Here is a 24,359-nt window from a genome sequence, read left to right on the forward strand (position 1 = left end):
CCAGCATGCTACTTGCACTCGCGCAATGGCTTCAGAATGACGCCAGCTTTCTGCGCGTGTTCACTTATATTACGTTCCGCGCCGTGGGTGCCACGGCGACGGCGCTGATGATCGGCCTGTTCTGCGGACCCTGGGTGATCCGCAAACTCACGCTGCTGAAAGTCGGTCAGGCCGTGCGCAAGGACGGCCCGCAGTCGCACCTCATCAAGTCCGGCACGCCGACGATGGGCGGCGTTCTGATTCTGCTCGGCATCGCTATTTCGACGCTTTTGTGGGCCGATCTGACGAACCGCTTCGTGTGGATCGTGATGCTGGTGACGTTCGGCTATGGCGTGATCGGCTGGGTCGACGATTACCGCAAGGTGGTCTACAAGGACCCGCGCGGCATGTCCTCGCGCGAGAAGTATTTCTGGCAATCGGTGATCGGCCTGTTCGCCGCCGTGTACCTCGCGTTCAGCGTCTCGGAAGCCAACAACGCGCGCGTGTTCGACCTGTTCATGGCGTGGGTGCGCAGCGGTCTTTCAATGGGCCTGCCCGCGCGCGCCGATTTGATGCTGCCGTTCGTCAAGGCAATCAGCTATCCGCTCGGCGTGTGGGGATTCATCGCGCTGACGTATTTCGTGATCGTCGGTACGAGCAATGCCGTGAATCTTACCGATGGCCTCGATGGTCTCGTCATCATGCCGGTCGTGCTCGTGGGCGCGTCGCTCGGCGCGTTCGCCTACGTGATGGGCAGCTCGGTCTACTCAAAATACCTGCTGTTCCCGCACATTCCCGGCGCGGGCGAACTGCTGATTTTCTGCTCGGCGATGGGTGGCGCGGGCCTCGCGTTCCTCTGGTTCAACACGCATCCCGCGCAGGTTTTCATGGGCGATGTCGGCGCGCTCGCGCTCGGCGGCGCGCTCGGCACGATCGCCGTGATCGTGCGGCAGGAAATCGTGCTGTTCATCATGGGCGGCATTTTCGTCGCGGAAACGGTCTCGGTGATGCTGCAGGTTTCGTGGTTCCGCTATACGAAGAAGCGCTTCGGCGAAGGGCGCCGCATCTTCAAGATGGCGCCGCTGCATCACCATTTCGAATTGTCCGGCTGGAAGGAAACGCAGGTGGTCGTGCGCTTCTGGATCATCACGCTGATGTTGTGTCTGTTTGGCCTCTCGACGCTCAAGTTGCGTTGATCGAATAGCAAAGGAAAAGGGTTAGCGATGTTTGGCGAGAAGTTTGTCGATCGGCCAGGTCCGATGGTGCTCGTGCTGGGGCTCGGTGAATCCGGCCTCGCGATGGCGCGCTGGTGCGCGCGCCATGGGTGCCGGCTGCGCATCGCCGATACGCGGGCGACGCCGCCGAACCTGTCGGAACTCGAAGTTCACCGCATCGAAGCCGAATTTGTCGGCGGCGCGTTCACGCCTGCGCTGCTGGATGGCGGGATCGAAGTCGTGGCGGTGAGCCCCGGTTTGTCGCCGCTCGCCGACGACCTGAAGCCCTTGCTCGCGGCTGCGCGGGAACGCGGCATTCCGGTGTGGGGCGAACTCGAACTTTTCGCGCTCGCGCTGAAGTCGCTCGGCAGCAACGGCTACGCGCCGAAGGTCGTCGCGATCACCGGCACGAACGGCAAGACCACGACCACCGCGCTCACGGGCCTGCTGTGCGAACGCGCGGGCAAGTCGGTGGCGGTCGCGGGCAACATCAGCCCGGCGATGCTCGACAAGCTGTCCGATGCCATCGACAACACCGCGCTCCCCGACGTCTGGGTGCTCGAATTGTCGAGTTTCCAGCTTGAAACGGCACAGTCGTTCGCGCCCGACGCGGCAACCGTGCTGAACATCACGCAGGACCATCTCGACTGGCACGGCGGCCTCGACGCCTACGCTGCCGCGAAAGGCCGGGTGTTCGGTCCGAACACGGTGCGCGTGCTCAATCGCGACGACGCCCGCACGATGGCGCTGGCGTCCACGGGAAGCACGGTCGTGACGTTCGGCGTGAACGAACCGGCCCGCGTGGGCGACTTCGGATTGCTGCACGAGAACGGCATCGTGTGGCTCGTGCAGGCGCACGACCGCGACGCCGGCGACGAAGCCGCGCCCACGCGCCGCCGCAAGAGCGACGTGGCCGCCGAACCGACGCTGGTTTCGAAGCGCCTGATGCCCGCCGACGCGCTGCGCATCCGCGGTCTGCACAACGCGGCAAACGCGCTGGCCGCGCTCGCGCTGGCACGCGCGATCAACTTGCCGCTCGCGGCCCTGCTGCACGGCTTGCGTGAATATCGCGGCGAGCCGCATCGCGTGGAAGAAATCGCGCAGATCGACGGCGTCGATTATGTGGACGACAGCAAAGGCACGAACGTCGGCGCGACCGTCGCGGCGCTCGATGGCCTCGCGCAAAAAATCGTGCTGATCGCCGGTGGCGACGGCAAGGGGCAGGACTTCGCGCCGCTCGTCGCGCCCGTCGCGCGCTGGTGCCGCGCCGTGATGCTGATCGGCCGCGACGCGCCCGCGATTCGCGAGACGCTCGCGGAAACCGGCGTGCCGCTCGCAGATCACGCGACGCTCGAAGCCGCGACGCGCGCCGCGTCGGAAGCCGCGCGTGCCGGCGACGCCGTGTTGTTGTCGCCCGCGTGCGCGAGCCTCGACATGTTCAGGAACTACGCACATCGCGCGGACGTGTTTCGCCGCACGGTCGAAGAAATCGCCGCCGAGCGGGGAGTGATGCTATGAGCTGGTCCGAACGCATTGGATCGAAACTCACGGGACAGCGCAACGCCGTCGCCAACGACAGCGCGGCGCTCGGCGGCCGCACGAGCCGGATCGGCGCGCGCGTGGAAGAGCGCGCGGGCGGTATCTCGAGCGCGGTGAACGGCGTCAAGCCGATCCGCTCGCGCATGCTCGACTACGATCACTCGCTGTTGTGGGTCGTGATCGCGTTGCTGGGCCTGGGCGTGGTGATGGTGTACTCGGCGTCCATCGCGATGCCCGATTCGCCCAAATACGCGCAGTACCGCGACTATCACTTTCTCGTGCGGCACCTCATTTCCGTCGCCACCGCCGTGGTCGGCGCGGTGATCGCATTCCGCATTCCGGTCTCGGCGTGGGACAAATACGCGCCGAAGTTCTTCATGCTCTCGCTCTTCATGCTGGTGATCGTGCTGATTCCGCACATCGGCAAGGGCGTGAACGGCGCGCGCCGCTGGATTCCGCTCGGCATCACGAACATGCAGCCGTCGGAAATCATGAAGCTCGCCGTGACCATCTACGCGGCGAACTACACGGTGCGGAAGCAAGAATTCATGCACAGCTTCGGCCGCGGCTTTTTGCCGATGGCGGTCGCGGTGGGCTTTGTCGGCGCGTTGCTGCTGCTCGAACCGGACATGGGCGCGTTCATGGTGATCGCGGCGATCGCGATGGGCGTGCTGTTTCTCGGCGGCGTGAACGGCAAGCTGTTCGGCGGCCTCGTGCTCACCGCCGTGGGCACGTTCACGATGCTCGTGTGGCTTTCGCCGTGGCGCCGTGAGCGGATTTTCGCGTACCTCGATCCGTGGGACGACCGTTACGCGCAGGGCAAGGCGTACCAGCTGACCCATTCGCTGATCGCGTTCGGGCGCGGCGAATGGTTCGGCGTGGGACTCGGCGGCAGTGTCGAAAAGCTCAACTACCTGCCGGAAGCGCATACCGACTTCATCCTCGCGGTGATCGGCGAGGAACTGGGATTTGTCGGCGTGATCGTCGTGATCCTGCTGTTTTACTGGATCGTGCGGCGCGCGTTCGAGATCGGCCGTCAGGCGCTCGCGCTCGACCGCACGTTCGCGGGACTGATGGCGAAGGGCGTCGGCATCTGGTTCGGCGCGCAGACCTTCATCAACATGGGCGTGAATCTCGGCCTCCTGCCGACCAAGGGTCTGACGCTGCCGCTCGTGAGCTATGGCGGTTCGGGCATTTTGCTGAACTGTGTCGCGCTCGCGGTGCTGATGCGCGTGGACTACGAAAACCGGGTGCTGATGCGCGGAGGAAAGGTATGACCGGATCGCGCGCAAGCGGCGCAGGCACGCTGATGGTGATGGCCGGCGGCACCGGGGGGCACGTGTTCCCGGGGCTCGCGGTCGCCCATTGGATGCAGGCGCGCGGCTGGCGTGTGGTGTGGCTCGGCAACGCGGCGGGCATGGAAGCGACGCTCGTGCCGAAGCACGGCATTCCGATGGAATACGTGCGCTTTGGCGGCGTGCGCGGCAAGGGCATCAAGACCAAGTTGATGCTGCCGGTGAACCTGCTGCGCGCATGTTCGCAAAGCCTGCGCGTGTTGCGCATCGTCAAGCCCGACGTCGTGCTCGGCATGGGCGGCTACATCACGTTTCCGGCCGGCCTGATGACGAAGCTCTCCGGCTGCCCGCTCGTGCTGCACGAACAGAATTCGATCGCGGGCATGGCGAACAAAGTGCTCGCGCATCTGGCGAAACGCGTGCTCGTCGCGTTCCCGAACGCGCTGCCGAACGCTGAATGGACCGGAAATCCGATTCGTGCGGAACTCTCGCGCGCATTGCCACCCAAAGAACGCTACGCCGCGCGTCTTGGGTCGCTCAATGTTCTGATTGTTGGCGGCAGTCTGGGTGCGGCGGCGTTGAACGAAACGGTGCCGAAAGCGCTGGCTCTGCTCGATCCGGCGCAGCGTCCGCGCATCGTGCATCAGGCGGGCGCGAAGCATATCGACGCATTGCAGGCGAACTACGCGGCAGCCGGTCTGCAGCGCGGCGAGGATCTTCAGCTCGTGCCGTTCATTGAGGATATGGCGAGCGCCTACGCGGCAGCCGATCTCGTGATCTGCCGCTCGGGTGCGATGACCGTGTCGGAAATTGCGGCGGTGGGCGTCGCGGCGCTGTTCGTGCCGTTCCCTTTCGCCGTGGACGATCACCAGACCACCAACGCCGCGTTTCTGGAAAAGAACGGCGCGGCGCAATTGATACAACAACGCGATTTGTCGGCGGAAAAACTCGCCGGCTGGTTGCGCAGCCAGACGCGTGCCTCGCTCGCAGAAATGGCCGAGCGTTCCCGCGAACTGGCAAAACCCGACGCGACTGAACGCGTCGCCCAGGTGTGCGCCGACGTAGCCGGCATGCGGGACAGCGTTTTAGCGCGGGAGACAGATTAAGCCATGAAACATATCGTCAAACACATTCACTTCGTCGGCATCGGCGGCGCGGGCATGAGCGGGATTGCGGAGGTGCTGCTCAACCTCGGCTATCAGGTGAGCGGCTCGGACCTGTCGCGCAACGGCGTGACCGACCGGCTGACCGAACTCGGCGCAACGGTGGCGATCGGCCATCAGGCGGAGAACATCGAGGGCGCGAACGCGGTCGTCGTATCGACCGCCGTGCGCTCGGACAATCCGGAAGTGCTGGCCGCGCGCCATCGCCGCATTCCGATCGTGCCGCGCGCCGTCATGCTTGCCGAACTCATGCGGCTGAAACAGGGCATCGCCATTGCCGGGACGCATGGCAAGACCACGACCACGTCGCTGGTCGCGAGCGTGCTGGCGGCGGGCGGGCTCGATCCGACCTTCGTGATCGGCGGGCGGCTCATCAGCGCGGGCGCGAACGCGCGGCTCGGCACGGGCGACTTCATCGTCGCGGAAGCGGACGAGTCGGACGCGTCGTTCCTGAACCTGTTCCCGGTGATCGAAGTCATCACGAATATCGACGCCGATCACATGGATACCTACGGCCACGACTTCGCGCGGCTCAAGCAGGCGTTCATCGAATTCACGCACCGTTTGCCGTTCTACGGCATCGCGGTGCTGTGCGTGGACGACCCGAACGTGCGCGAAATCCTGCCGTTCGTCTCGAAGCCGATCATCCGCTACGGCCTCGGCGCCGAAGCGCAGGTGCGCGCGGTGAACGTGGAAGCGCGCGACGGCAAGATGCACTTCACGACGCTGCGCGAAGACGCCGCGCCGCTCGACATCACGCTGAACCTGCCGGGCGTGCACAACGTGCAGAACGCGCTGGCCGCCATCGCGATCGCGACCGAACTCGAAGTCGCCGACGCCGATATCCAGCGCGCGCTCGCCGAGTTCAACGGCGTGGGCCGCCGCTTCCAGCGCTATGGCGAAGTCAACGCGAATAACGGCGACGGCGCGTACACGCTGATCGACGATTACGGTCATCACCCGGTGGAAATGGCCGCGACGGTCGCGGCCGCGCGCGGCGCGTTCCCGGGCCGACGCCTCGTGCTGGCGTTCCAGCCGCATCGCTTCACGCGCACGCGGGATTGTTTCGAAGATTTCGTGAAGGTGCTCTCCACCGTCGATGCACTCGTGCTGACCGAAGTGTATTCGGCAGGCGAAGCGCCGATCGTCGCCGCCGACGGCCGCGCGCTCGCGCGTGCGATCCGTGTCGCGGGCAAGGTGGAACCGGTGTTCGTGGAAACCGTGGATGAAATGCCGGACGCGATCGCGACGCTGGCGCGCAATGGCGATGTGGTGATCACGATGGGCGCGGGTTCCATCGGCGGTGTGTGTGGACGGCTGACCCAGAGCACAAGCTTTTAACAACTGACATGACTGACGCAGTGAGCAAAAACGTGAACGCAACTGATCCCAAGGTTTTCGGCCGTGTGGCCGTGCTGTTGGGCGGCGAAACAGCCGAGCGCGAGGTGTCGCTGAAATCCGGCGCACTCGTGCTGCAGGGTCTGCGCGAGGCGGGCATCGATGCCCATCCGTTCGATCCCGCCGAGCGTCCGCTGTCGGAACTGAAGGACGAAGGATTCGTGCGCGCGTTTATCGCGCTGCACGGCGGTTACGGCGAGAACGGGCAGTTGCAGGGCGCGCTCGATTTCTACGGCATCCGCTATACGGGCAGCGGCGTGCTGGGTTCGGCGCTCGGCATGGACAAGTTCCGCACCAAGCTCGTATGGCAGCAGACCGGCGTGCCGACGCCGCCGTTCGAACTCGTCATGCGCGGCGACGACTACGAAGCGCGCGCGCACGCGATCATCGCGAAGCTCGGGCTGCCGCTCTTCGTCAAGCCGGCGAGCGAAGGATCGAGCGTTGCGGTCATCAAGGTGAAGAGCGCCGAAACGCTCGCGCCGGCGCTCGCCGAAGCGGCGAAGTACGACACGATGGTGCTCGCGGAAAAGAGTATCGACGGTGGCGGCGAGTACACGTGCTGTATCGCGGGCGATCTGGATCTGCCGGTGATCCGCATCGTTCCGGCGGGCGAGTTCTACGACTATCACGCGAAGTACATCGCCAACGACACGCAATACCTGATTCCGTGCGGTCTGACCGAGGCCGAGGAAGCGCGCATGAAGCAACTGGCGCGGCGCTCGTTCGACGTGCTCGGCTGCACCGACTGGGGCCGCGCCGATTTCATGCTCGACGCCGACGGCAATCCGTATTTCCTGGAAGTGAACACGGCACCCGGTATGACGGACCACTCGCTGCCGCCGAAAGCGGCTCGCGCGGTCGGGATCAGCTACCGGGACCTGGTGGTGAAGGTGTTGTCGCTGACGCTGAAGGACTGAGCGCGCGCCATGTGGAACAACGTTCGACAGCTCAATCTGGCCGCCAACGCGCTGCATCTGCTGCTGGTGGCCGTGCTGCTGGGCGCGGCGGGTTACTGGGCGATTCAGCGTCCGGAGTTTCGTCTGCGCGAGATTCAGATCGACGGCGACACGGCGCACATCAATTCGCCGACGGTCCGCGCGAGCGTGGTCGGGAAGTTGAAGGGCAATTTTTTCACGGTGGATCTCGATACGGCGAGGAGCGCGTTCGAGCAGATGCCGTGGGTGCGTCACGCAAGCGTGCGGCGTGTCTGGCCGAATGCGCTGGCGGTGACGCTGGAAGAGTTCAAGCCGCTCGGAACCTGGGGCAGCGACCAGTTGGTGAGCGTGGACGGCGACCTGTTCACGGCAAACCAGGGCGAACTGGACGACGATTTGCCCGCGTTCGACGGGCCGGAAGGATCGGCGAAAGACGTGGTCGCACGGTATCGCGATTTTACGAAGTGGTTCGCGCCGCTTAACGCGCATCCGGAAGAGGTGATCTTGTCGCCGCGTTTCGCGTGGACGGTGAAGCTCTCGAACGGTACGCAGATCGAACTGGGACGCGAGCGCAATCAGGACACGTTGTTGGATCGTAGCCGGCGTTTCGTGTCGGCGTGGTCATCGGTGACGGGGCGGTGGGGAAATGACATCGAATACGCGGATTTGCGCTATCCGAACGGCTTTGCGATACGGGCCGCCGGCATGCGTTTCATCAGCGACACCGACAAAGCGAAGAAGTAAGCAGACATCACAGGCACTGAGCACGCTATGAGCAAAGACTACAAAGACCTGCTGGTCGCCCTCGACATCGGGACGTCGAAGGTGGTGGCGATCGTCGCCGAGCTAAAGGGCGAGGGCCACTACGAAGTGATCGGGCTCGGCCAGAACGACTCGAAAGGGTTGAAGAAGGGCGTGGTCGTCAATATCGAGGCGACCGTCCAGTCGATCCAGCGCGCGCTCGAAGAAGCGGAACTGATGGCCGACTGCAAGATCACCAACGTATTCACGGGGATCGCCGGCAGCCACATCCGCAGCTTCAATTCGAGCGGCATGGTCGCGATCAAGGACAAGGAAGTCACGCAGGCGGACGTCGCGCGCGTGATCGAAACGGCCAAGGCGATCAACATCCCGACCGATCAGCAGGTGCTGCATATCCTCACGCAGGAATTCATCATCGACGGCCAGGAAGACGTGCGCGAGCCGATCGGCATGAGCGGCATCCGGCTCGAAGTGAAGGTCCACATCGTGACGGGCGCGGTGAGCGCAGCGCAGAACATCGTGAAGTGCGTGCGCCGCTGCGGGCTCGAAGTGAACGATCTGATCCTGCAGCCGCTCGCGTCGTCGCTGGCTGTCTTGACCGAAGACGAAAAGGAACTCGGCGTCGTGCTGGTGGATATCGGCGGCGGCACGACGGACATCGCGATCTTCAGTGAAGGCGCGATCCGCCACACGGCCGTGATTCCGATCGCCGGCGACCAGATCACGAGCGACGTCGCGATGGCGCTGCGCACGCCGACGCCGGACGCCGAGGATATCAAGGTGAGCTACGGCATCGCGAAGCAGGCACTCGCCGATCCGGACGAAATGATCGAAGTGCCGGGACTCGGCGAGCGCGGACCGCGCACGCTGTCGCGCCAGGCGCTCGCGGCGGTGGTCGAGCCGCGCGTGGAAGAACTGTTCTCGCTCGTGCAGCAGGTCGTGCGCGAGTCGGGCTACGAGGAATTGCTGTCGAGCGGCGTGGTGCTGACCGGCGGTGCGTCGATGATGCCCGGCATGGTCGAACTCGGCGAAGACATTTTTCTGAAGCCGGTGCGGATCGGCGTGCCGGAATACGCGGGCGGTCTCGCGGATGTCGTGCGCAATCCGCGCTATTCGACCGCGATGGGCTTGCTCGTCGAAGGGCGTTCGCAGCGTATGCGCGGCCGCAAGGTCGCCGTGCAGAACGGCTCGATGGGACAGGTTTTCACGCGCATGAAGGACTGGTTCCTCGGTAATTTTTAAGACTCGCTTTAAGCACGCGTTTTAACGAATTCGCAGAATCCGAATACGCGCTGGTGCCGGCGGCTGGCGCGCGACAAGGGGTTGCCCGATCTCTTGCCGAATAACGCCGATTTTCATTCTTGACGGAGGCAATATGGATTTCGAAATGCTGGAAACGGAAACCAACGGAACGATCATCAAGGTCGTGGGCGTTGGTGGCGCAGGCGGTAACGCAGTGCAGCACATGATCAATCGCGGCGTGCAAGGTGTCGATTTCATCGTAATGAACACGGACGCGCAGGCGCTCGCACGTTCGCGCGCCACGACCGTGATCCAGCTCGGCAACACGGGTCTGGGCGCTGGCGCCAAGCCGGACATGGGCAAGGCCGCGGCGGAAGACGCGCGCGAGCGGATCGCCGATGCACTGCGCGGCGCGCACATGGTGTTCATCACCGCCGGCATGGGCGGCGGTACGGGCACGGGCGCGGCACCGGTCGTCGCGCAGATCGCGAAGGAAATGGGCATTCTGACGGTGGGTGTCGTCAGCAAGCCGTTCGAATTCGAAGGCGGCCGCCGCATGCGCGTGGCTGAAGCCGGTTCGCAACAACTGGAAGATCACGTCGATTCGCTGATCGTCGTACTGAACGACAAGCTGTTCGAAGTGATGGGCGACGACGCCGAAATGGACAAGTGCTTCCAGTGCGCCGACGACGTCCTGAACAACGCAGTGGCCGGCATCGCGGAAATCATCAACGTCGACGGTCTGGTCAACGTCGACTTCGAAGACGTGAAGACGGTGATGGGCGAGCAAGGCAAGGCGATGATGGGCACGGCGACGGTTGCCGGCGTCGATCGCGCGCGTCTCGCGGCTGAACAGGCGGTCGCAAGCCCGCTGCTGGAAGGCGTGGATCTGTCGGGTGCGCGCGGCGTGCTGGTGAACATTACGTCGAGCCGTTCGCTGCGTTTGTCGGAAACGCGCGAAGTCATGAACACGATCAAGAGCTATGCTGCTGAAGATGCGACCGTGATTTTCGGCGCGGTGTACGACGATGCAATGGGCGACGCCCTGCGCGTGACGGTGGTGGCGACGGGTCTCGGCCGCGCGGCGAAGAAGCAACAAGCCGCTCCGATGACGCTGCTGCGTACCGGCACGGACAACGCGCCGATCGCGCACGCACAGCACAGCTACGCACCGCAGCAATCGAGCTCGACGGATTACGGTCAACTCGATACGCCGGCAGTGTGGCGCAATTCGCGTGAAACGGCGGCATCGCATGTGCAGGCATTGCAGGAAAAGGGCGTCGATACCTACGACATCCCGGCGTTCCTGCGCAAGCAAGCCGACTAAGCGAAGGCTTAAGAAACGTGTTGCACGCAATCTGGCGGGAGCGTGGCGCGGCGTACTGCGTCAGGTCCAACGGAGAGCGTAATGTGAGCGATCGGGCTGCCGGGGCGACTGTCCAAGGCCGCGTCTCTTCAGGACGCCGGGCCGTGGCCAGCCGACCTCCGCGAAAGCCGCGGAATCTGGGCGGATTCGAAGCCGATCGCATCGCGAGTGCACGTTTTGAAAAGCCGCTTCGCTAGTGTGATGACGGCACTGACAAGGGAAGGATCGAGCATGATCAAAGTGGGCGAAACGTTGCCGGATGCACGCCTCTTCGAGTTCATCGAGGTGGCGGGCGAAGGCTGCGCCGTGGGACCGAACGGGTTCTCGGCGCGCGAGCGGACGGCGGGTAAGCGCGTGGTGATCTTCGGATTGCCGGGCGCGTTCACCCCGACGTGTTCCGCGAAGCACGTGCCGGGCTTTGTCGATGCAGCAGAGCGGTTTAGCGCCGCCGGTATCGACGAAATCTGGTGCGTGTCCGTCAACGACGCATTCGTGATGAATGCGTGGGGACGCGATCTTCGGACCTCGGGCAAGGTCATGATGATCGCCGACGGCGCCGCGCGTTTCACTCAGGCACTCGGTCTGGATCAGGATTTGTCTGAGCGCGGCATGGGAATCCGATCCCAGCGCTACGCCATGGTGGTCGACGACAGCGTGGTCAAGACGCTGCACGTCGAAGCACCGGGCAAGTTCGAAGTCAGCGACGCCGAAAGCATGCTGGCGACGTTGCGCTGATCGCACCGGCGTCGTGTTGCGGCAACGCAACATACGGACGCCTTCGCAATCGGTTGCGACCTGGGCCGATGACCGGAAATGCCTCCATTCCGGTCATCGGCCCGTTCTGCTTCTCGCGGATTGCGGCTTACGAGAGTAACAGGGCGAAACAGACTGACACACGCCCTGGCAAGACGACGGGTAGCGGATGGAGTATACTTACCGCTATTGAATACAAATTCACGATTAATTCTCTTAATAGGGAATTCAAATCGAAGCGAAAAAAATTATGTTGAAGCAGCGAACAATCAAAACCGTAGTGAAGACCGTGGGTATCGGCGTGCATTCCGGCCGCAAGGTGGAATTGACGCTGCGTCCCGCGCCGGCCGATACCGGCATCGTCTTCGCGCGTATCGACCTGCCGCAACCGGTGGACATTCCGGTTTCGGCGCTGTCGATCGGTGACACGCGGCTCGCGTCGGTCCTTCAGAAAGACGGCGCGCGCGTTTCGACCATCGAACATTTGATGTCGGCGTGTGCGGGACTCGGGATCGACAACTTGTATGTCGATGTCACGGCCGAGGAAATCCCGATCATGGACGGAAGCGCGGCGTCGTTCGTGTTTCTGATCCAGTCGGCGGGCATCGAAGAACAGAATTCCGCGAAGAAATTTATCAAGGTGACGAAGCCGGTCGAAATCCGCGAAGGCGACAAATTCGCGCGTCTCGAACCGTATTTCGGCTTCAAACTGCAATTCACGATCGATTTCCGCCATCCCGCCGTCGATAAAACTGGCCAGGCGCTGAGTGTAGATTTCGCGAATACGTCATACGTTCGCGAAATCGCGCGTGCGCGCACGTTCGGCTTTGCGCACGAGGTCGAGATGATGCGTGAAATGGGTCTGGCGCGCGGCGGCAGCATGGATAACGCCATCGTGCTCGACGAATACCGCATCCTGAATAACGACGGTCTGCGGTACGAAGACGAGTTCGTGAAGCACAAGATGCTCGACGCGATCGGCGATCTTTACGTGATCGGTCATCCGTTGCTCGCGTCGTACACCGCCTACAAGGGCGGCCACGCGCTGAACAACATGTTGTTGCGCGAGCTGCTAGCGCATGAAAATTCGTATGAAATTGTCACTTTTGAGGACACGCAGAAGGCGCCTCGCGGCTTCGCGTTCGATACGCAAACGGCCTTTGCGTAACTCGGTCCGAAGTAGGAAAAGTTGATTTGAACAATGAGCGGCGCGCGATGCGCCGCTCATTTTTTTTGGTGCTTGGCGGCGTGACGCGCCGCCATTTTGGCGAGCGCTTCTTGCAGTGGCGAGGGTTCGAGCGTCTCGGCGAGCGTCTGAAGCGCGTCGGCGCCGGCCGCCGACATGCGCGCCTGTTTCGGCGGCACGGCTTCCTTCATCGATTGCGGGCGCACGCGGATCCGGATCGATTCGACCGCCCAGCCGCGCTGTTGCAGATCGGCGAGCAGACGCGGTTCGATATGCCGCAAACGCGCGGCCAGCGCGTTATGGCCGGCAAACAGCGCCAGAACGCCATCCTTGATAAATCCAGGCTCGACACTCGACGCCAGATAATCCGGCAGCAGCGCCGACAAATCGCGCTGAAGCGCCGCGATTTGCTCGACGCCCGCGCGCAATGCCTGAAACGCGTCGGTGCGACCGAGCACGTCGGCGATCGCCTGCGGCTTGCGCGGGTTGAAGCGTTGCGGCGGCGGCCTTGAAATCGGCGAAAATCGGCTCATGTCGTAGTGGTCAGGCAAACGCGAAGCGACGCGCTTCGGCACGCGCTGATTGTACCGCGCGCCTCTTGTCCGCCACGGCCCGCATCCCCGGCCCGGCCCAGTGTTGCTCCGGGATTTCACGGGCGCGCGCCGAACGACGCGGACACAGGTTCTGACGGGGGCGCGTGCTAAAATCCCCGATTCGATTTCACTCATGGACTTAAGCCGCCGAGGTTCACCGAACTCGGGCGCATCTAGCGCATGCACCCAGCCGTAGCCGCGACGCAGACACTGATCCGATGACCACCGGTTTCCTTCAAAAGCTCTTTGGCAGTCGCAACCAGCGACTCGTCAAGCAATACCAAAAGACCGTCGCGGCGATCAATGCGCTCGAACCGCAGATCGAACAGTATTCCGATCAGCAACTGCGCGCTAAAACCGACGAATTCCGGCAGCGCGTGGCAAGCGGCGAGTCGCTCGACAAGCTGCTGCCCGAGGCGTTCGCCGTCTGTCGCGAGGCCAGCAAGCGCGTGCTGAAGATGCGCCACTTCGACGTCCAGTTGATCGGCGGCATGGTGCTTCATTACGGCAAGATCGCGGAAATGCGCACGGGCGAGGGCAAGACGCTCGTCGCGACGCTCGCGGCTTATCTGAATGCGCTGTCCGGGCGCGGCGTCCACGTCGTGACCGTGAACGACTACCTCGCGCAGCGCGACGCCGAATGGATGGGCAAGCTCTACAACTTCCTCGGGTTGTCGTGGGGCATCAACCTGTCGCAGATGGAACACGCGCAGAAGCAGAGCGCCTACGCCGCCGACATCACCTACGGCACGAACAACGAGTTCGGCTTCGACTACCTGCGCGACAACATGGTCTACGAGACCGACGCGCGCGTGCAGCGACCGCTCAATTTCGCGGTCGTCGACGAAGTGGACTCGATCCTGATCGACGAAGCGCGCACGCCGCTCATCATTTCCGGTCAGGCCGAGGATCACACCGAACTCTACGTGCGCATGAACGCGCTTCCGCCGCTGCTGGAGCAGCAGATCGGCGAGGAGAAGGCGGATGGCACGGGCGTCGAAAAGCCGGGCGACTACACGCTCGACGAAAAATCGCGGCAGGTTTTCCTGACTGAGCAAGGTCACGAAAAGGCCGAGCGGCTTCTGGCCGAGTGGGGTTTGATCGGCGAGGGCGAAAGCCTTTACGCGCCGCAGAACATCACGCTGATGCACCACGTGTACGCCGCGCTGCGCGGTCACACGCTCTTCCTGCGCGACCAGCACTATGTGGTGCAGGGCGGCGAAGTGGTGATCGTCGATGAATTCACGGGTCGCATGATGACCGGCCGGCGCTGGTCGGACGGGCTGCATCAGGCCGTGGAAGCCAAGGAACACGTCAAGATCCAGAACGAGAACCAGACGCTCGCGTCCATCACGTTCCAGAACTATTTCCGCATGTATTCGAAGCTGTCGGGCATGACCGGCACGGCGGATACGGAAGCCTACGAGTTCAACGAAATTTACGGCCTGGAAACGGTCGTGATTCCGACGAACCGCCCGCCGAAGCGGATCGACAAGCAGGATCAGATCTACAAGACGGCGAAGGAACGCTACGAAGCGGTGATTCGCGATATCCGCGAGTGCGTCGAGCGCGGGCAGCCGGTGCTGGTCGGAACGACCTCGATCGAAGCATCCGAGTTGCTCTCGTCGCTGCTCACGCAGGCGAAGGTCAAGCACGAAGTGCTGAACGCGAAGCAGCACGCGCGGGAAGCGGCGATCGTCGCGGAAGCCGGCCGTCCGGGCGCCGTGACCATCGCGACGAACATGGCCGGCCGCGGCACGGACATCGTGCTCGGCGGCAACGTCGAGAAGCAGGCGTCGTTCATCGAAGCCGACGAAGCGATTCCGGACGCCGAGAAACAGCGCCGGATCCAGCAACTGAGCGATGAGTGGCAAGCGCTGCACGACAAGGTGAAGGCCGCGGGCGGTCTGCATATCGTGGGCACGGAACGCCACGAATCGCGCCGTATCGATAATCAATTGCGCGGCCGTGCGGGCCGTCAGGGCGATCCGGGATCGTCGCGTTTCTATCTGTCGCTCGACGATCCGCTTCTGCGCATCTTCGCCGGCGACCGCGTGCGTTCCATCATGGACCGCCTGAAGATGCCGGAAGGCGAGGCGATCGAAGCGGGTATCGTCACGCGCTCGATCGAATCGGCGCAGCGCAAGGTCGAAGCGCGCAACTTCGACATTCGCAAGCAATTGCTCGAATACGACGATGTGTCGAACGATCAGCGCAAGGTGATCTACCAGCAGCGCAACGAATTGCTCGAAGCGACCGACGTGGCCGAGACAATTACGGCGATGCGCCAGAGCGTGATCGGCGAGATCGTGCACACGTTCGTGCCGGCGGGCAGTATCGAAGAGCAGTGGGACGTGCCGGAACTCGAAGAAGCGCTGCGCAACGACTGGTCGCTCGATCTGGCGATTCAGGAGATGATCAACGAGTCGAATTCGATCGAATCGAGCGAGATTCTCGAAGCGGTGGAATCCGCCGCCGACGAGGCATACGAAGCGAAAGTGACGCTCGTCGGCCGCGAGTCGTTCAGCGCGTTCGAACGCTCGATCATGCTGCAGACGCTCGACAGCCGCTGGCGCGAACATCTGGCCGCGCTCGATCACCTGCGTCAGGGCATCCATCTGCGCGGCTATGCGCAGAAAAACCCGAAGCAGGAGTACAAGCGCGAGGCGTTCGAACTGTTTGCCGCGATGCTCGATTCAGTAAAGCAGGAAGTCACGCGCGTCGTGATGAATGTCCAGATCCAGTCGCCCGAGCAGCTTGAAGAAGCCGCCGAGCAGTACGAGGAGAAGGGCAGCCATCTGGAAAACGTCGCGTTCATGCACGCCGACTTCGACGAGAACGCGGCCGTCGCGGTCGCGCCGGTCCAGGCCGACGCCACCTCGCAAATGGTCAATCAGGCGATGGCCTACGGCGACGACACGACGGTCGCCACGCGCGCCGCGTCCGACGAAGTGCCGAAGGTCGGCCGCAACGACCCGTGCCCTTGCGGCAGCGGCAAGAAGTACAAGAACTGTCACGGCAAGCTGTCCTGATTTTTCGAAGCGCCAGGAAGTTTGTCCAGACATGAGGTCAGGCGACGCAGCGATGCGTCGTTTGTCTTTGCAGGATCGGTTTTCACGGCGTTCGTCCGGTTTCGCCGGACAAGCGCGTTTCTTTTATCCGTGCCGGCGCGGCGTGTTCAACGACTCGCGCCGGCATCCGCCACATTCAGCGAGTCGCGAACATGGCCGTCAATTTCCCCTCGATCAATCCCGCAGCGCTTCATCCCGTCGCCGGCGTCACGCTAGGCTGGGCGGAGGCGAACATTCGCAAGCCGAATCGCAAGGATCTGCTCGTCATTCAGGTTGAAGAAGGCGCGAGCGTCGGCGGCGTGTTCACGCTGAACCGCTTTTGCGCCGCGCCGGTGACGGTGTGCCGCGAGCATCTCGACGCGGTGCGCGCGGGCGGCGAGGGTATTCGCGCGCTGGTCGTGAACACGGGCAACGCGAACGCGGGAACGGGCGAGCCGGGCATGGCGGCGACCCGCGCGACCTGCGATGAACTCGCGCGGCTGATGGGCCTCGACGCACAGCAAATCCTGCCGTTCTCGACTGGCGTGATTCTGGAGCCGCTGCCGGTCGATCGTCTTGTGGCGGGCCTTCCCGCCGCGCTCGCCAATCAAAAGGCGGCGCACTGGTACGACGCCGCGCAGACCATCATGACGACCGACACGTTGCCGAAGGCCGCGTCGCGTCAGGTGCAGATCGACGGTCACACGGTGACGCTGTCCGGCATCAGCAAGGGCGCGGGCATGATCAAGCCGAACATGGCGACCATGCTCGGTTTCCTCGCGTTCGACGCCGCCGTCGCGCAGCCGGTACTCGACGCGCTGATCAAGCACGTCGCCGATCGCTCGTTCAACTGCATCACCATCGACGGCGATACGTCGACGAACGATTCGTTCATCCTGATCGCGTCGGGCAAATCCACATTGCCTGCAATCACCTCCACCGATTCCGCCGCTTACATTGCGTTGCGCGATGCCGTGACGGACGTGGCGCAGGAACTCGCGCAGCTCATCGTGCGCGATGGCGAAGGCGCGACCAAGTTCATGACGGTGACGGTGGAAGGCGGCGCGAGCGAGGCGGAATGCCGCCAGATCGCGTATGCGATCGGCCATTCGCCGCTGGTCAAGACGGCTTTCTACGCGTCCGATCCCAACCTCGGCCGCATTCTCGCCGCGATCGGTTATGCGGGCGTCGCGGATCTGGACGTGGGCAAGATCGACCTGTATCTGGACGACGTGCTGGTCGCGAAAACGGGCGGCCGCAACCCGGAATATCGCGAGGAAGACGGCCAGCGTGTGATGAAGAAGAGCGAAATTGCGATTTGCGTGGTGCTCGGTCGCGGCGACGCGCAAGCGACCATCTGGACCTGCGACCTTTCGCACGAATACGTCAGCATCAACGCCGATTACCGTTCCTGAGAACCCATATGGACAAGCTCGAACAATTTTTGACCCGCGCGGAAGCCGTGCTTGCGCGAATCGAAGGCATGCTGCCGCCGGCCGCGCCGCAGATCGACTGGGAATCGGCGGTGGCGTTTCGCTGGCGCACGCGTCAGGGACGCGGCTTTTTGCAGCCGGTGCACGCCATTTCGCTCATTTCGCTCGACGATCTGTGCAATATCGATCGTCAGAAAGCGCTGATCGAGCAGAACACGCGGCAGTTCGTGCGCAAAGCGCCCGCCAATAATGTGCTGCTGACCGGCGCGCGCGGGACCGGCAAGTCGTCGTTGATCAAGGCGTGCCTGAACGCCTACGCGAAGGAAGGGCTACGGCTGATCGAAGTGGACAAGGACGATCTGCACGATCTCGGCGATATCGTCGATCTGATCTCGGCGCGGCCGGAGCGGTTTATCGTTTTCTGCGACGATTTGTCGTTCGAGGACGGTGAATCGGGCTACAAGGCGCTAAAGGTGGCGCTCGACGGCTCGATCGCGGCGCAGTCGGACAACGTGGTGATTTACGCGACGTCGAATCGCCGGCATTTGCTGCCTGAATACATGAGCGACAACGAGACGTACAAACATACGTCCGATGGCGAGATTCACCCGGGCGAAGTGGTCGAAGAGAAGATTTCCCTCTCCGAACGCTTTGGTCTATGGGTGAGTTTCTATCCGTTCAAACAGGACGATTACCTGTCGATCGTCGGTCACTGGCTCGAGCATTTTGGCTGCGGCGCAGCGGAAATCGTATCGGCGCGTGGCGATGCGCTCGTCTGGGCGCTCGAACGCGGATCGCGCTCGGGACGCGTCGCGTGGCAATTCGCGCGCGACTGGTCGGGCCGCAAAGAGCCGCAGGCATGACGGCGGCGCGTGCAGCCGATGTTGCGGCGAACGGGCGGCCGGTGACCGAGGTGGCGGTCGGCGTGCTGGTTCAGCCCGACGGGCGTTATCTGCTCGCGCAGCGGCCCGAAGGCAAGCCTTACGAGGGCTACTGGGAGTTTCCGGGCGGGAAGCTGGAGGCGGGCGAGAGCGTGGAAGCTGCGCTTTCGCGTGAGCTTCACGAGGAGCTCGGGATCGACGTTAAGGCGTGCGAGCGCTGGCGCGTGCTCGAACACGACTATCCGCACGCTTATGTGCGGCTCTATTTCTGCAAGGTGACGGAATGGGCGGGGACGCCCGCCGGGCGCGAGGGACAGGCGCTAGCGTGGCAGCATTTGCCCGCCGACGTGGCGCCGCTCTTGCCCGCCACCATTCCAGTGCTGGAGTGGCTGGCGGCGGACGCGCTGTAGAAGTGCGCTAGTTAAGACCGCCAGACGAGTCTTCGTCGGGCGGCGTTTCCTGCGAATTTCCGGCGATCTTGTATTTGCCGGTCGCCCAAGCGCCGAGATCGATCTGCTTGCAACGGTCCGAGCAGAACGGACGGGAGCGGTTTTCCGGAACCCAGCGGACATCTTTTCCGCAGGTCGGGCATTTGACGACAGTGGTCATACGGTCGAGCGATGATCGAAGTGGTTGATTCGGACAGATGGTGCCGTTTTGCCCGGTTTCAAATTCAAAGACTGCACAACGTGAGGTGGAACGGCACGTCCACATCGACCGCGCGCGGACGCAGATCGCCGTCCTGCACAGTGAAACGCACCCACAACATGTACTTGTTCGCGCTGGCCTCGGGAATCACGCGCACCTCCGGCGACACGCGGACCTGCATCAACTGATAGGTCCGGCCCGACAGCATCTGCTGATAACTGCCCTGCATCGCCATTACTTTAGACGCCTGACCCGATTCGCGCGCGAGCCGCAACACGATGGTGGCGGCATCGCGCAGCGGCAGCATCGGCATGACCCACTTCGCGATGTCCTGGCGGCGCTGTTCAGCCGGGGTTTGCTGCCACGCAAAATAGGACGGGAGATCGAATCTGCAGGTGCCGCCCGGGATGATCGCGCGGCTGCGGATGCTCGCGAGCCATTCGTTTTCGGCGAGATGCTGGCCGGTTTTGCCCTGCATTTGCGCGAGACCGCTCAGCGTCTGCTCGATTTCCCCAAGCACGGATTCGAGCGCGCTCTGCTCGATACCCGGATTGCCGCGAAACGGCGCGAGCGTCTGGCGCTGCCGCTCCAGTTCCTTCATCAGATCCGCCTTCAGATCCGTCCGGCCCGCGACTTCGGCAATTTCGAAGAGCGTCGTCAACGCGACGTGGTGCTCCCTCGGGTCCTCTTGCGTCAGAAAGAACGTGAAGCGTTCGAACAGGTCTTCGAGACGCAGAAGCGTTCGGATGCGCTCGTTGAAGGGGTACTCGTAAAGGATCAAGCGCGCTCGCCTCGGCGTTGGTCGTAAGTTCGTGGACGGAAAGTCAGGACATTCTAATGCCGCATCACTACCCTAGCAAATCCGCACGAAATAGGTGCCCGGATGCGCATTTTCAGCGCCGTTAAACGCATTTTCCGAACGTTCGCTGCGCGTCGCGGGTATGCACGTTGCTTGGCCGTCGCTCTATTTAGCGGCGAGCGCGAAATAGCGCGCGTGCAGCGCATCCACATCGCGTTTCAGCGATTCGAGCGTCGCGTGGTCGTCGTTCGTAATCACGTCGGTCGCGGCGGCGAGACGCGCTTCCCGTGTGGCCTGCCGCGCGATGATCGCGAGCACCTGGTCGCGCGTGAAGCCGTTGCGGCGAATCACGCGCTCGATCTGCGTCTCGACCGGACAATCCACGACGAGCACGCGCGTGACCCGCGACGCCCAGTTTTTCGACTCCACCAGCAAGGGCACCGCCACAATCTGATACGGATACACGCTCGCCGCCTCGTGGCGCTGACGCTCGGTTTCGGCGCGTATCAGCGGATGCGTGATCGCTTCCAGACGTGCCTTCGCGGCGTCGTCGCTGAACACGCGCGCGCGCATTTTCGGGCGATCGAGCGAGCCGTCCGCCGCCACATACTCGGAGCCGAACTCGCTCGCGATCAGCGGCATCGCCACGCCTCCCGGCGCCGTGATGCCGTGCGCGATCAGATCGGTATCGATCACCGGCACGCCGTGGGCCGCGAACAAGTCCGCGACCGTCGTCTTGCCGCTGCCGATCCCGCCCGTCAAACCGATGCTTATCATGCGCGGCGCTCCTTGTTCCGATCAGGCAATTTCATCCGAGAAGCGCGTAGAACGGCGTGCCGAAGAAAAGCGTCAGCACACCGCCCGTGGCGAGAAACGGGCCGAACGGCAACGGTTCCTCGAAGCGCATACGTTTCAGCCCCGTCGCGATCAGCCCGACCAGCGCGCCCGCCACCGCCGAAATCAGCACGATCTGCGGCAGCGCCATCCAGCCGAGCCATGCGCCTAGCGCGCCGAGCAGCTTGAAGTCGCCGTAGCCCATGCCTTCCACGCCGCGCACGAGTTTGAACAGCCAGTACACGCACCACAGAAAAAGATAGCCCGCGATCGCACCGATAACCGCGTCGCGCAGCTGCACGAACCCGCCGTCGCCGATATTCACGATGAGTCCGGCCCACATCAGCGGCAGCGTGAGATTGTCGGGGAGATATTTCGTGTCGAAGTCGATCAGGCTCATCGCCAGCAGCGTCGCGCACAGGCCGAACGCGGCGAGCGCGAGCCAGCTCGATCCGAATGCATACAGGGACGCGGCGGCGAAGAGTGCGGTGGCGAGTTCGATCAACGGGTAGCGCGCGCTCACGTGTGCATGGCATTGCGAGCAACGTCCGCGCAACATCACGTAGCTCAGGACAGGCAAGTTCTCCCAGGGCCTCAGCACGTGTCCGCAATGCGGGCACGCGCTGCGCGGCACGGCAAGATTGAAGCGTCCGGGCGCGACGTCGCCCGGTTGCGGATCGCGGCCTGCTTGCGCCGAATCGATTTCCGCGCGCCACGCGCGTTCGAGCATGATCGGCAGGCGATGGACGACGACCGTGAGAAAGCTGCCGATCACCAGGCCGAACACGACCGCGAACCCATACTGCGCCGATGCCGGCAAGGCGGCGAACGCGAGCACGTATTGACCGGCGGATGGCGCTCCGAGCGTTTCGAACAAAGGCTGCATGACGGGTATCGGGTTAATTCGGCTGGCATCCTACACCACGTTGCCGAGTTGAATAATGGGAAGATACATCGCGATCACGAGCCCGCCGACAAGCGCGCCGAGCACGACGATCACCACCGGCTCGCACAGGCTCGCGAACGCGCCGATCTTTTCGTCCACCTGACGGTCGCCGATCAGCGCCAAGTCCATCAGCATGGCATCGAGCGAGCCGGATTCCTCCGCGACGGCGATCGGCTGGACGACGTCCGGCGGAAAGCAGCCGAGCGCGCGCATGGCCGCCGCGAGTCGTTCGCCATGCCGCAGCCGCGTGCCGATTTCGACGGTCGCACGGTCGAAAATACGATTTCCCGTTGCGTTCGCGAGCGAATCGAACGCGTCGGAGAGCGGCGTGCCGGCGGCGAGCAGCGTACCGAGCGCGCGACTCCAGCGCGCAACCGCGAGCGCGCGCAGCAACGGACCGGCGAGCGGCAGCGCGAGCACCAGCCGATCCGCGGCAAGCCGCGCCGCCGGCACCCGCGCGATCGTGCGCGTCGTCGCGATACACACGATCGCGCAGACAATCGCAACCGGCACGCTCCAGCGCGCGACACCGTCCGACAGCGCGAGGACGAAGCGCGTCGGCGCAGGCAGCGCGGCGCCAAAGCCGTCGAAAATTGTCTTGAACGTCGGCACCACGCCGATTAGCAAGCCCGCCGTAATCGCGAGCGACAGCAGCAACACCATCACAGGATACGTGAGCGCACCTTTCAATTTCGCGCGCTGCGACGCCGCGCGCTCGCGGTCTTCGGCGACGCGCGCGAGCACAGCGGGCAGAGCGCCGGCGAGTTCACCAACCGCGATCAGCTGGCAATACAGCGGGCCGAAGCACGCCGGATGCCGCGCGAGCGCATCGGAAATCCGGATGCCTTGCGTGATGTCGCGCGCGACGTTCTTGATGACGCGCGGAAGGCCGCCGCGCGTCGGCGTCTGCGCGATCAGTTCGAGCGAGGGCGCGAGCGGCAGCCCGGCGCGGAGCAAGCCGGCGAGCTGGCGCGTGAACAACGTGATCTCGGCGGCGCGCACTTTCGGCGGCGGCGCGGCGCCGAGGTTCGTCAATTCGAAGACCGTCCAGCCCTCGCGCTTGAGCGCCGCGCGGGCCGCGTCGGTGTCGGCGGCGATGATCTTGCCGCGCTTGTTCGCGCCTGTCGCATCCGCGCCGCGCCACGCGAAGCGGATGTCGCTCATGCGACCTCCGTGGCGTCGATGGCTTCCGCGACGCTCGTCACGCCCTCCCGAACCCTCGCGAACGCGGCGTCGCGCAAGCTGGGCATACCTTCGGACTGCGCTTGTCGCGTGATGGCGTGCGTCGCGGCGCGCGTGACGATCAATTCGCGCTGGGCGTCGGAGACCGGCATCAACTGATGCACGCCGACACGCCCGCGATAACCAATGCCGTGACACTGCACGCAGCCGCGCGGCTCAAACGGTCGCCAGCCGTCTTTGAGCGGCAGCGCCGATGGCACGCGACACGCTTCGCATAGCTTCCGCACGAGGCGCTGCGCCGTCACGAGCCGCAACGCAGCCGCGAGGTTATACGGCGCGATTCCGATATCGATCAGTCGCGCGATCGCGGCAGGCGCGTCGTTCGTGTGCAGCGTCGATAACACGAGATGCCCCGTTTGCGCGGCCTTCACGGCCGTATCGGCGGTTTCGGCGTCGCGGATTTCGCCCACCATGATGACGTCCGGGTCTTGCCGCATGAACGCCCGCAGCGCCACCGCGAAGGTCAGCCCGGCCTTCTCGCGCACGCTGACCTGATTGATTCCGGCAAGCTGGATTTCGGCGGGATCCTCGACCGCGCAGACGTTGCGCGATTCCGCGTTGAGCATTTGCAGGAAGCAATAGAGCGATAGCGTCTTGCCGCTGCCGGTCGGACCGGTCACGAGAATCAGGCCGTGCGGCGCGCCGATCGCCGTCTCGATCACCTGCCGCTGCGCCGGATCGAGTCCGAGTGCGGCGAGCGAAAGGTCGGCGGGCAATGCGTCGAGACGGCGCAGCACGAGCTTTTCGCCGAAGAGCGTCGGCAGCGAGTTCACGCGGTAATCCTCGAGCTGGCCGTTCGCGAGCGGCAGACGCAAACGCCCGTCTTGCGGCACCCGGCGCTCGGCGATATCCATCCGCGCGAGCACTTTGATCCGCGTGACGAACGCGTCGCGCAGATGAAGCGGTGGCTTGCGCAAAACATGCAGCGCACCGTCGATCCGCAAACGGATTCGCCACGCGTGCTCCGCTGGTTCCACATGGATATCGGATGCGCCGCGCGCCGCCGCCTCGCGAAGTGTTTCGGCGAGCAGCGCGACGGCAGGCGCGGAGGCCGCATCGGCGTCAGTTTGCGGGGCGGGTAGGGAAAGGGTGGACATGGCG

At 63.8% G+C, this 24,359-nt stretch carries 22 protein-coding genes; 15 read left to right on the top strand and 7 right to left on the bottom strand.

The features are described from left to right. Positions 1-5 precede the first annotated feature (5 nt). From mraY to lpxC, 11 genes are all read left to right on the top strand, one after another. A complete protein-coding gene (gene mraY / locus AC3D25_RS03290) occupies positions 6-1,175 on the top strand; it encodes a phospho-N-acetylmuramoyl-pentapeptide-transferase (RefSeq protein ID WP_488887056.1) in 1,170 nt (389 codons plus the stop codon). Between the two features lie 27 nt (positions 1,176-1,202). Beyond that, complete coding sequence (gene murD, locus AC3D25_RS03295; protein WP_488887057.1) at positions 1,203-2,711, top strand: UDP-N-acetylmuramoyl-L-alanine--D-glutamate ligase; 1,509 nt, start codon at positions 1,203-1,205, stop codon at positions 2,709-2,711. After that, positions 2,708-4,009, top strand: coding sequence for a putative lipid II flippase FtsW (gene ftsW / locus AC3D25_RS03300; protein WP_488887058.1), 1,302 nt, complete (start codon positions 2,708-2,710; stop codon positions 4,007-4,009). Before murD ends, ftsW begins: the two co-directional genes overlap by 4 nt. Further along, positions 4,006-5,133: an undecaprenyldiphospho-muramoylpentapeptide beta-N-acetylglucosaminyltransferase gene (murG, locus tag AC3D25_RS03305; protein ID WP_488887059.1), complete on the top strand. Its 1,128-nt coding sequence runs from the start codon at positions 4,006-4,008 to the stop codon at positions 5,131-5,133. Before ftsW ends, murG begins: the two co-directional genes overlap by 4 nt. 3 nt (positions 5,134-5,136) lie before the next feature. Beyond that, positions 5,137-6,531 carry a UDP-N-acetylmuramate--L-alanine ligase gene (gene murC / locus AC3D25_RS03310; RefSeq protein WP_488887060.1) on the top strand — a complete coding sequence of 465 codons (1,395 nt, stop codon included), beginning with the start codon at positions 5,137-5,139 and terminating at the stop codon, positions 6,529-6,531. A gap of 32 nt (positions 6,532-6,563) precedes the next feature. Further along, on the top strand, positions 6,564-7,505 hold the full coding sequence (locus AC3D25_RS03315) for a D-alanine--D-alanine ligase (RefSeq protein ID WP_488887061.1): 942 nt from the start codon (positions 6,564-6,566) through the stop codon (positions 7,503-7,505). Positions 7,506-7,514: 9 nt separating this feature from the next. Next, positions 7,515-8,267, top strand: a complete 753-nt coding sequence (locus tag AC3D25_RS03320) for a cell division protein FtsQ/DivIB (RefSeq protein WP_488887062.1) — start codon at positions 7,515-7,517, stop codon at positions 8,265-8,267. Positions 8,268-8,294: 27 nt separating this feature from the next. Then, entirely contained in the window at positions 8,295-9,527 is a 1,233-nt protein-coding gene (gene ftsA, locus AC3D25_RS03325; RefSeq protein WP_488887063.1) for a cell division protein FtsA, read from the top strand. A 133-nt stretch (positions 9,528-9,660) separates the two neighbouring features. Continuing rightward, positions 9,661-10,854, top strand: coding sequence for a cell division protein FtsZ (ftsZ, locus tag AC3D25_RS03330; protein WP_488887064.1), 1,194 nt, complete (start codon positions 9,661-9,663; stop codon positions 10,852-10,854). Between the two features lie 270 nt (positions 10,855-11,124). Next, positions 11,125-11,628: a peroxiredoxin gene (locus tag AC3D25_RS03335; protein WP_488887065.1), complete on the top strand. Its 504-nt coding sequence runs from the start codon at positions 11,125-11,127 to the stop codon at positions 11,626-11,628. Between the two features lie 268 nt (positions 11,629-11,896). Then, on the top strand, positions 11,897-12,814 hold the full coding sequence (lpxC, locus tag AC3D25_RS03340; protein ID WP_488887066.1) for a UDP-3-O-acyl-N-acetylglucosamine deacetylase: 918 nt from the start codon (positions 11,897-11,899) through the stop codon (positions 12,812-12,814). A 56-nt stretch (positions 12,815-12,870) separates the two neighbouring features. On the opposite strand, the gene AC3D25_RS03345 is transcribed toward lpxC, so the two are convergent. Beyond that, entirely contained in the window at positions 12,871-13,365 is a 495-nt protein-coding gene (locus AC3D25_RS03345) for a DciA family protein (protein WP_488887067.1), read from the bottom strand. A gap of 278 nt (positions 13,366-13,643) precedes the next feature. On the opposite strand from AC3D25_RS03345, the gene secA reads away from it, so the two are divergent. The 4 genes from secA (at position 13,644) to AC3D25_RS03365 (ending at position 19,199) form a co-directional block, all read left to right on the top strand. Beyond that, positions 13,644-16,457 carry a preprotein translocase subunit SecA gene (gene secA / locus AC3D25_RS03350; protein ID WP_488887068.1) on the top strand — a complete coding sequence of 938 codons (2,814 nt, stop codon included), beginning with the start codon at positions 13,644-13,646 and terminating at the stop codon, positions 16,455-16,457. Between the two features lie 191 nt (positions 16,458-16,648). Continuing rightward, entirely contained in the window at positions 16,649-17,890 is a 1,242-nt protein-coding gene (argJ, locus tag AC3D25_RS03355; protein WP_488887069.1) for a bifunctional glutamate N-acetyltransferase/amino-acid acetyltransferase ArgJ, read from the top strand. Positions 17,891-17,898: 8 nt separating this feature from the next. Next, positions 17,899-18,771 (top strand): ATP-binding protein, encoded by an 873-nt coding sequence (locus AC3D25_RS03360; RefSeq protein ID WP_488887070.1) that lies wholly within the window; start codon positions 17,899-17,901, stop codon positions 18,769-18,771. After that, on the top strand, positions 18,768-19,199 hold the full coding sequence (locus tag AC3D25_RS03365; RefSeq protein ID WP_488887071.1) for an NUDIX domain-containing protein: 432 nt from the start codon (positions 18,768-18,770) through the stop codon (positions 19,197-19,199). Before AC3D25_RS03360 ends, AC3D25_RS03365 begins: the two co-directional genes overlap by 4 nt. Positions 19,200-19,206: 7 nt before the next feature. Here AC3D25_RS03365 and AC3D25_RS03370 read toward each other — a convergent pair whose 3' ends face one another. The 6 genes from AC3D25_RS03370 to AC3D25_RS03395 all read right to left on the bottom strand — a co-directional run bounded on the left by AC3D25_RS03370 (position 19,207) and on the right by AC3D25_RS03395 (position 24,355). Then, positions 19,207-19,398 (bottom strand): DNA gyrase inhibitor YacG, encoded by a 192-nt coding sequence (locus AC3D25_RS03370; protein WP_488887072.1) that lies wholly within the window; start codon positions 19,396-19,398, stop codon positions 19,207-19,209. Positions 19,399-19,462: 64 nt separating this feature from the next. Further along, positions 19,463-20,218, bottom strand: a complete 756-nt coding sequence (gene zapD, locus AC3D25_RS03375) for a cell division protein ZapD (protein ID WP_488887073.1) — start codon at positions 20,216-20,218, stop codon at positions 19,463-19,465. 183 nt (positions 20,219-20,401) lie between these two features. Then, entirely contained in the window at positions 20,402-21,013 is a 612-nt protein-coding gene (coaE, locus tag AC3D25_RS03380; RefSeq protein WP_488887074.1) for a dephospho-CoA kinase, read from the bottom strand. 31 nt (positions 21,014-21,044) lie between these two features. Beyond that, a complete protein-coding gene (locus AC3D25_RS03385) occupies positions 21,045-21,956 on the bottom strand; it encodes a prepilin peptidase (protein WP_488887075.1) in 912 nt (303 codons plus the stop codon). Positions 21,957-21,986: 30 nt separating this feature from the next. Next, positions 21,987-23,180, bottom strand: coding sequence for a type II secretion system F family protein (locus tag AC3D25_RS03390; RefSeq protein WP_488887076.1), 1,194 nt, complete (start codon positions 23,178-23,180; stop codon positions 21,987-21,989). Beyond that, complete coding sequence (locus AC3D25_RS03395) at positions 23,177-24,355, bottom strand: GspE/PulE family protein (RefSeq protein ID WP_488887077.1); 1,179 nt, start codon at positions 24,353-24,355, stop codon at positions 23,177-23,179. The genes AC3D25_RS03390 and AC3D25_RS03395 overlap by 4 nt, the downstream gene beginning before the upstream one ends. Positions 24,356-24,359 lie beyond the last annotated feature (4 nt).

Source organism: Caballeronia sp. SL1002, assembly GCF_057814995.1.

Coding starts and splice junctions, on each gene's coding strand:
- mraY (WP_488887056.1), top strand. CDS start 6: ATGCTACTTGCACTCGCGCAATGGCTTCAGAATGACGCCAGCTTTCTG.
- murD (WP_488887057.1), top strand. CDS start 1,203: ATGTTTGGCGAGAAGTTTGTCGATCGGCCAGGTCCGATGGTGCTCGTG.
- ftsW (WP_488887058.1), top strand. CDS start 2,708: ATGAGCTGGTCCGAACGCATTGGATCGAAACTCACGGGACAGCGCAAC.
- murG (WP_488887059.1), top strand. CDS start 4,006: ATGACCGGATCGCGCGCAAGCGGCGCAGGCACGCTGATGGTGATGGCC.
- murC (WP_488887060.1), top strand. CDS start 5,137: ATGAAACATATCGTCAAACACATTCACTTCGTCGGCATCGGCGGCGCG.
- AC3D25_RS03320 (WP_488887062.1), top strand. CDS start 7,515: ATGTGGAACAACGTTCGACAGCTCAATCTGGCCGCCAACGCGCTGCAT.
- ftsA (WP_488887063.1), top strand. CDS start 8,295: ATGAGCAAAGACTACAAAGACCTGCTGGTCGCCCTCGACATCGGGACG.
- ftsZ (WP_488887064.1), top strand. CDS start 9,661: ATGGATTTCGAAATGCTGGAAACGGAAACCAACGGAACGATCATCAAG.
- AC3D25_RS03335 (WP_488887065.1), top strand. CDS start 11,125: ATGATCAAAGTGGGCGAAACGTTGCCGGATGCACGCCTCTTCGAGTTC.
- lpxC (WP_488887066.1), top strand. CDS start 11,897: ATGTTGAAGCAGCGAACAATCAAAACCGTAGTGAAGACCGTGGGTATC.
- AC3D25_RS03345 (WP_488887067.1), bottom strand. CDS start 13,365: ATGAGCCGATTTTCGCCGATTTCAAGGCCGCCGCCGCAACGCTTCAAC.
- secA (WP_488887068.1), top strand. CDS start 13,644: ATGACCACCGGTTTCCTTCAAAAGCTCTTTGGCAGTCGCAACCAGCGA.
- argJ (WP_488887069.1), top strand. CDS start 16,649: ATGGCCGTCAATTTCCCCTCGATCAATCCCGCAGCGCTTCATCCCGTC.
- AC3D25_RS03360 (WP_488887070.1), top strand. CDS start 17,899: ATGGACAAGCTCGAACAATTTTTGACCCGCGCGGAAGCCGTGCTTGCG.
- AC3D25_RS03365 (WP_488887071.1), top strand. CDS start 18,768: ATGACGGCGGCGCGTGCAGCCGATGTTGCGGCGAACGGGCGGCCGGTG.
- AC3D25_RS03370 (WP_488887072.1), bottom strand. CDS start 19,398: ATGACCACTGTCGTCAAATGCCCGACCTGCGGAAAAGATGTCCGCTGG.
- coaE (WP_488887074.1), bottom strand. CDS start 21,013: ATGATAAGCATCGGTTTGACGGGCGGGATCGGCAGCGGCAAGACGACG.
- AC3D25_RS03385 (WP_488887075.1), bottom strand. CDS start 21,956: ATGCAGCCTTTGTTCGAAACGCTCGGAGCGCCATCCGCCGGTCAATAC.
- AC3D25_RS03390 (WP_488887076.1), bottom strand. CDS start 23,180: ATGAGCGACATCCGCTTCGCGTGGCGCGGCGCGGATGCGACAGGCGCG.
- AC3D25_RS03395 (WP_488887077.1), bottom strand. CDS start 24,355: ATGTCCACCCTTTCCCTACCCGCCCCGCAAACTGACGCCGATGCGGCC.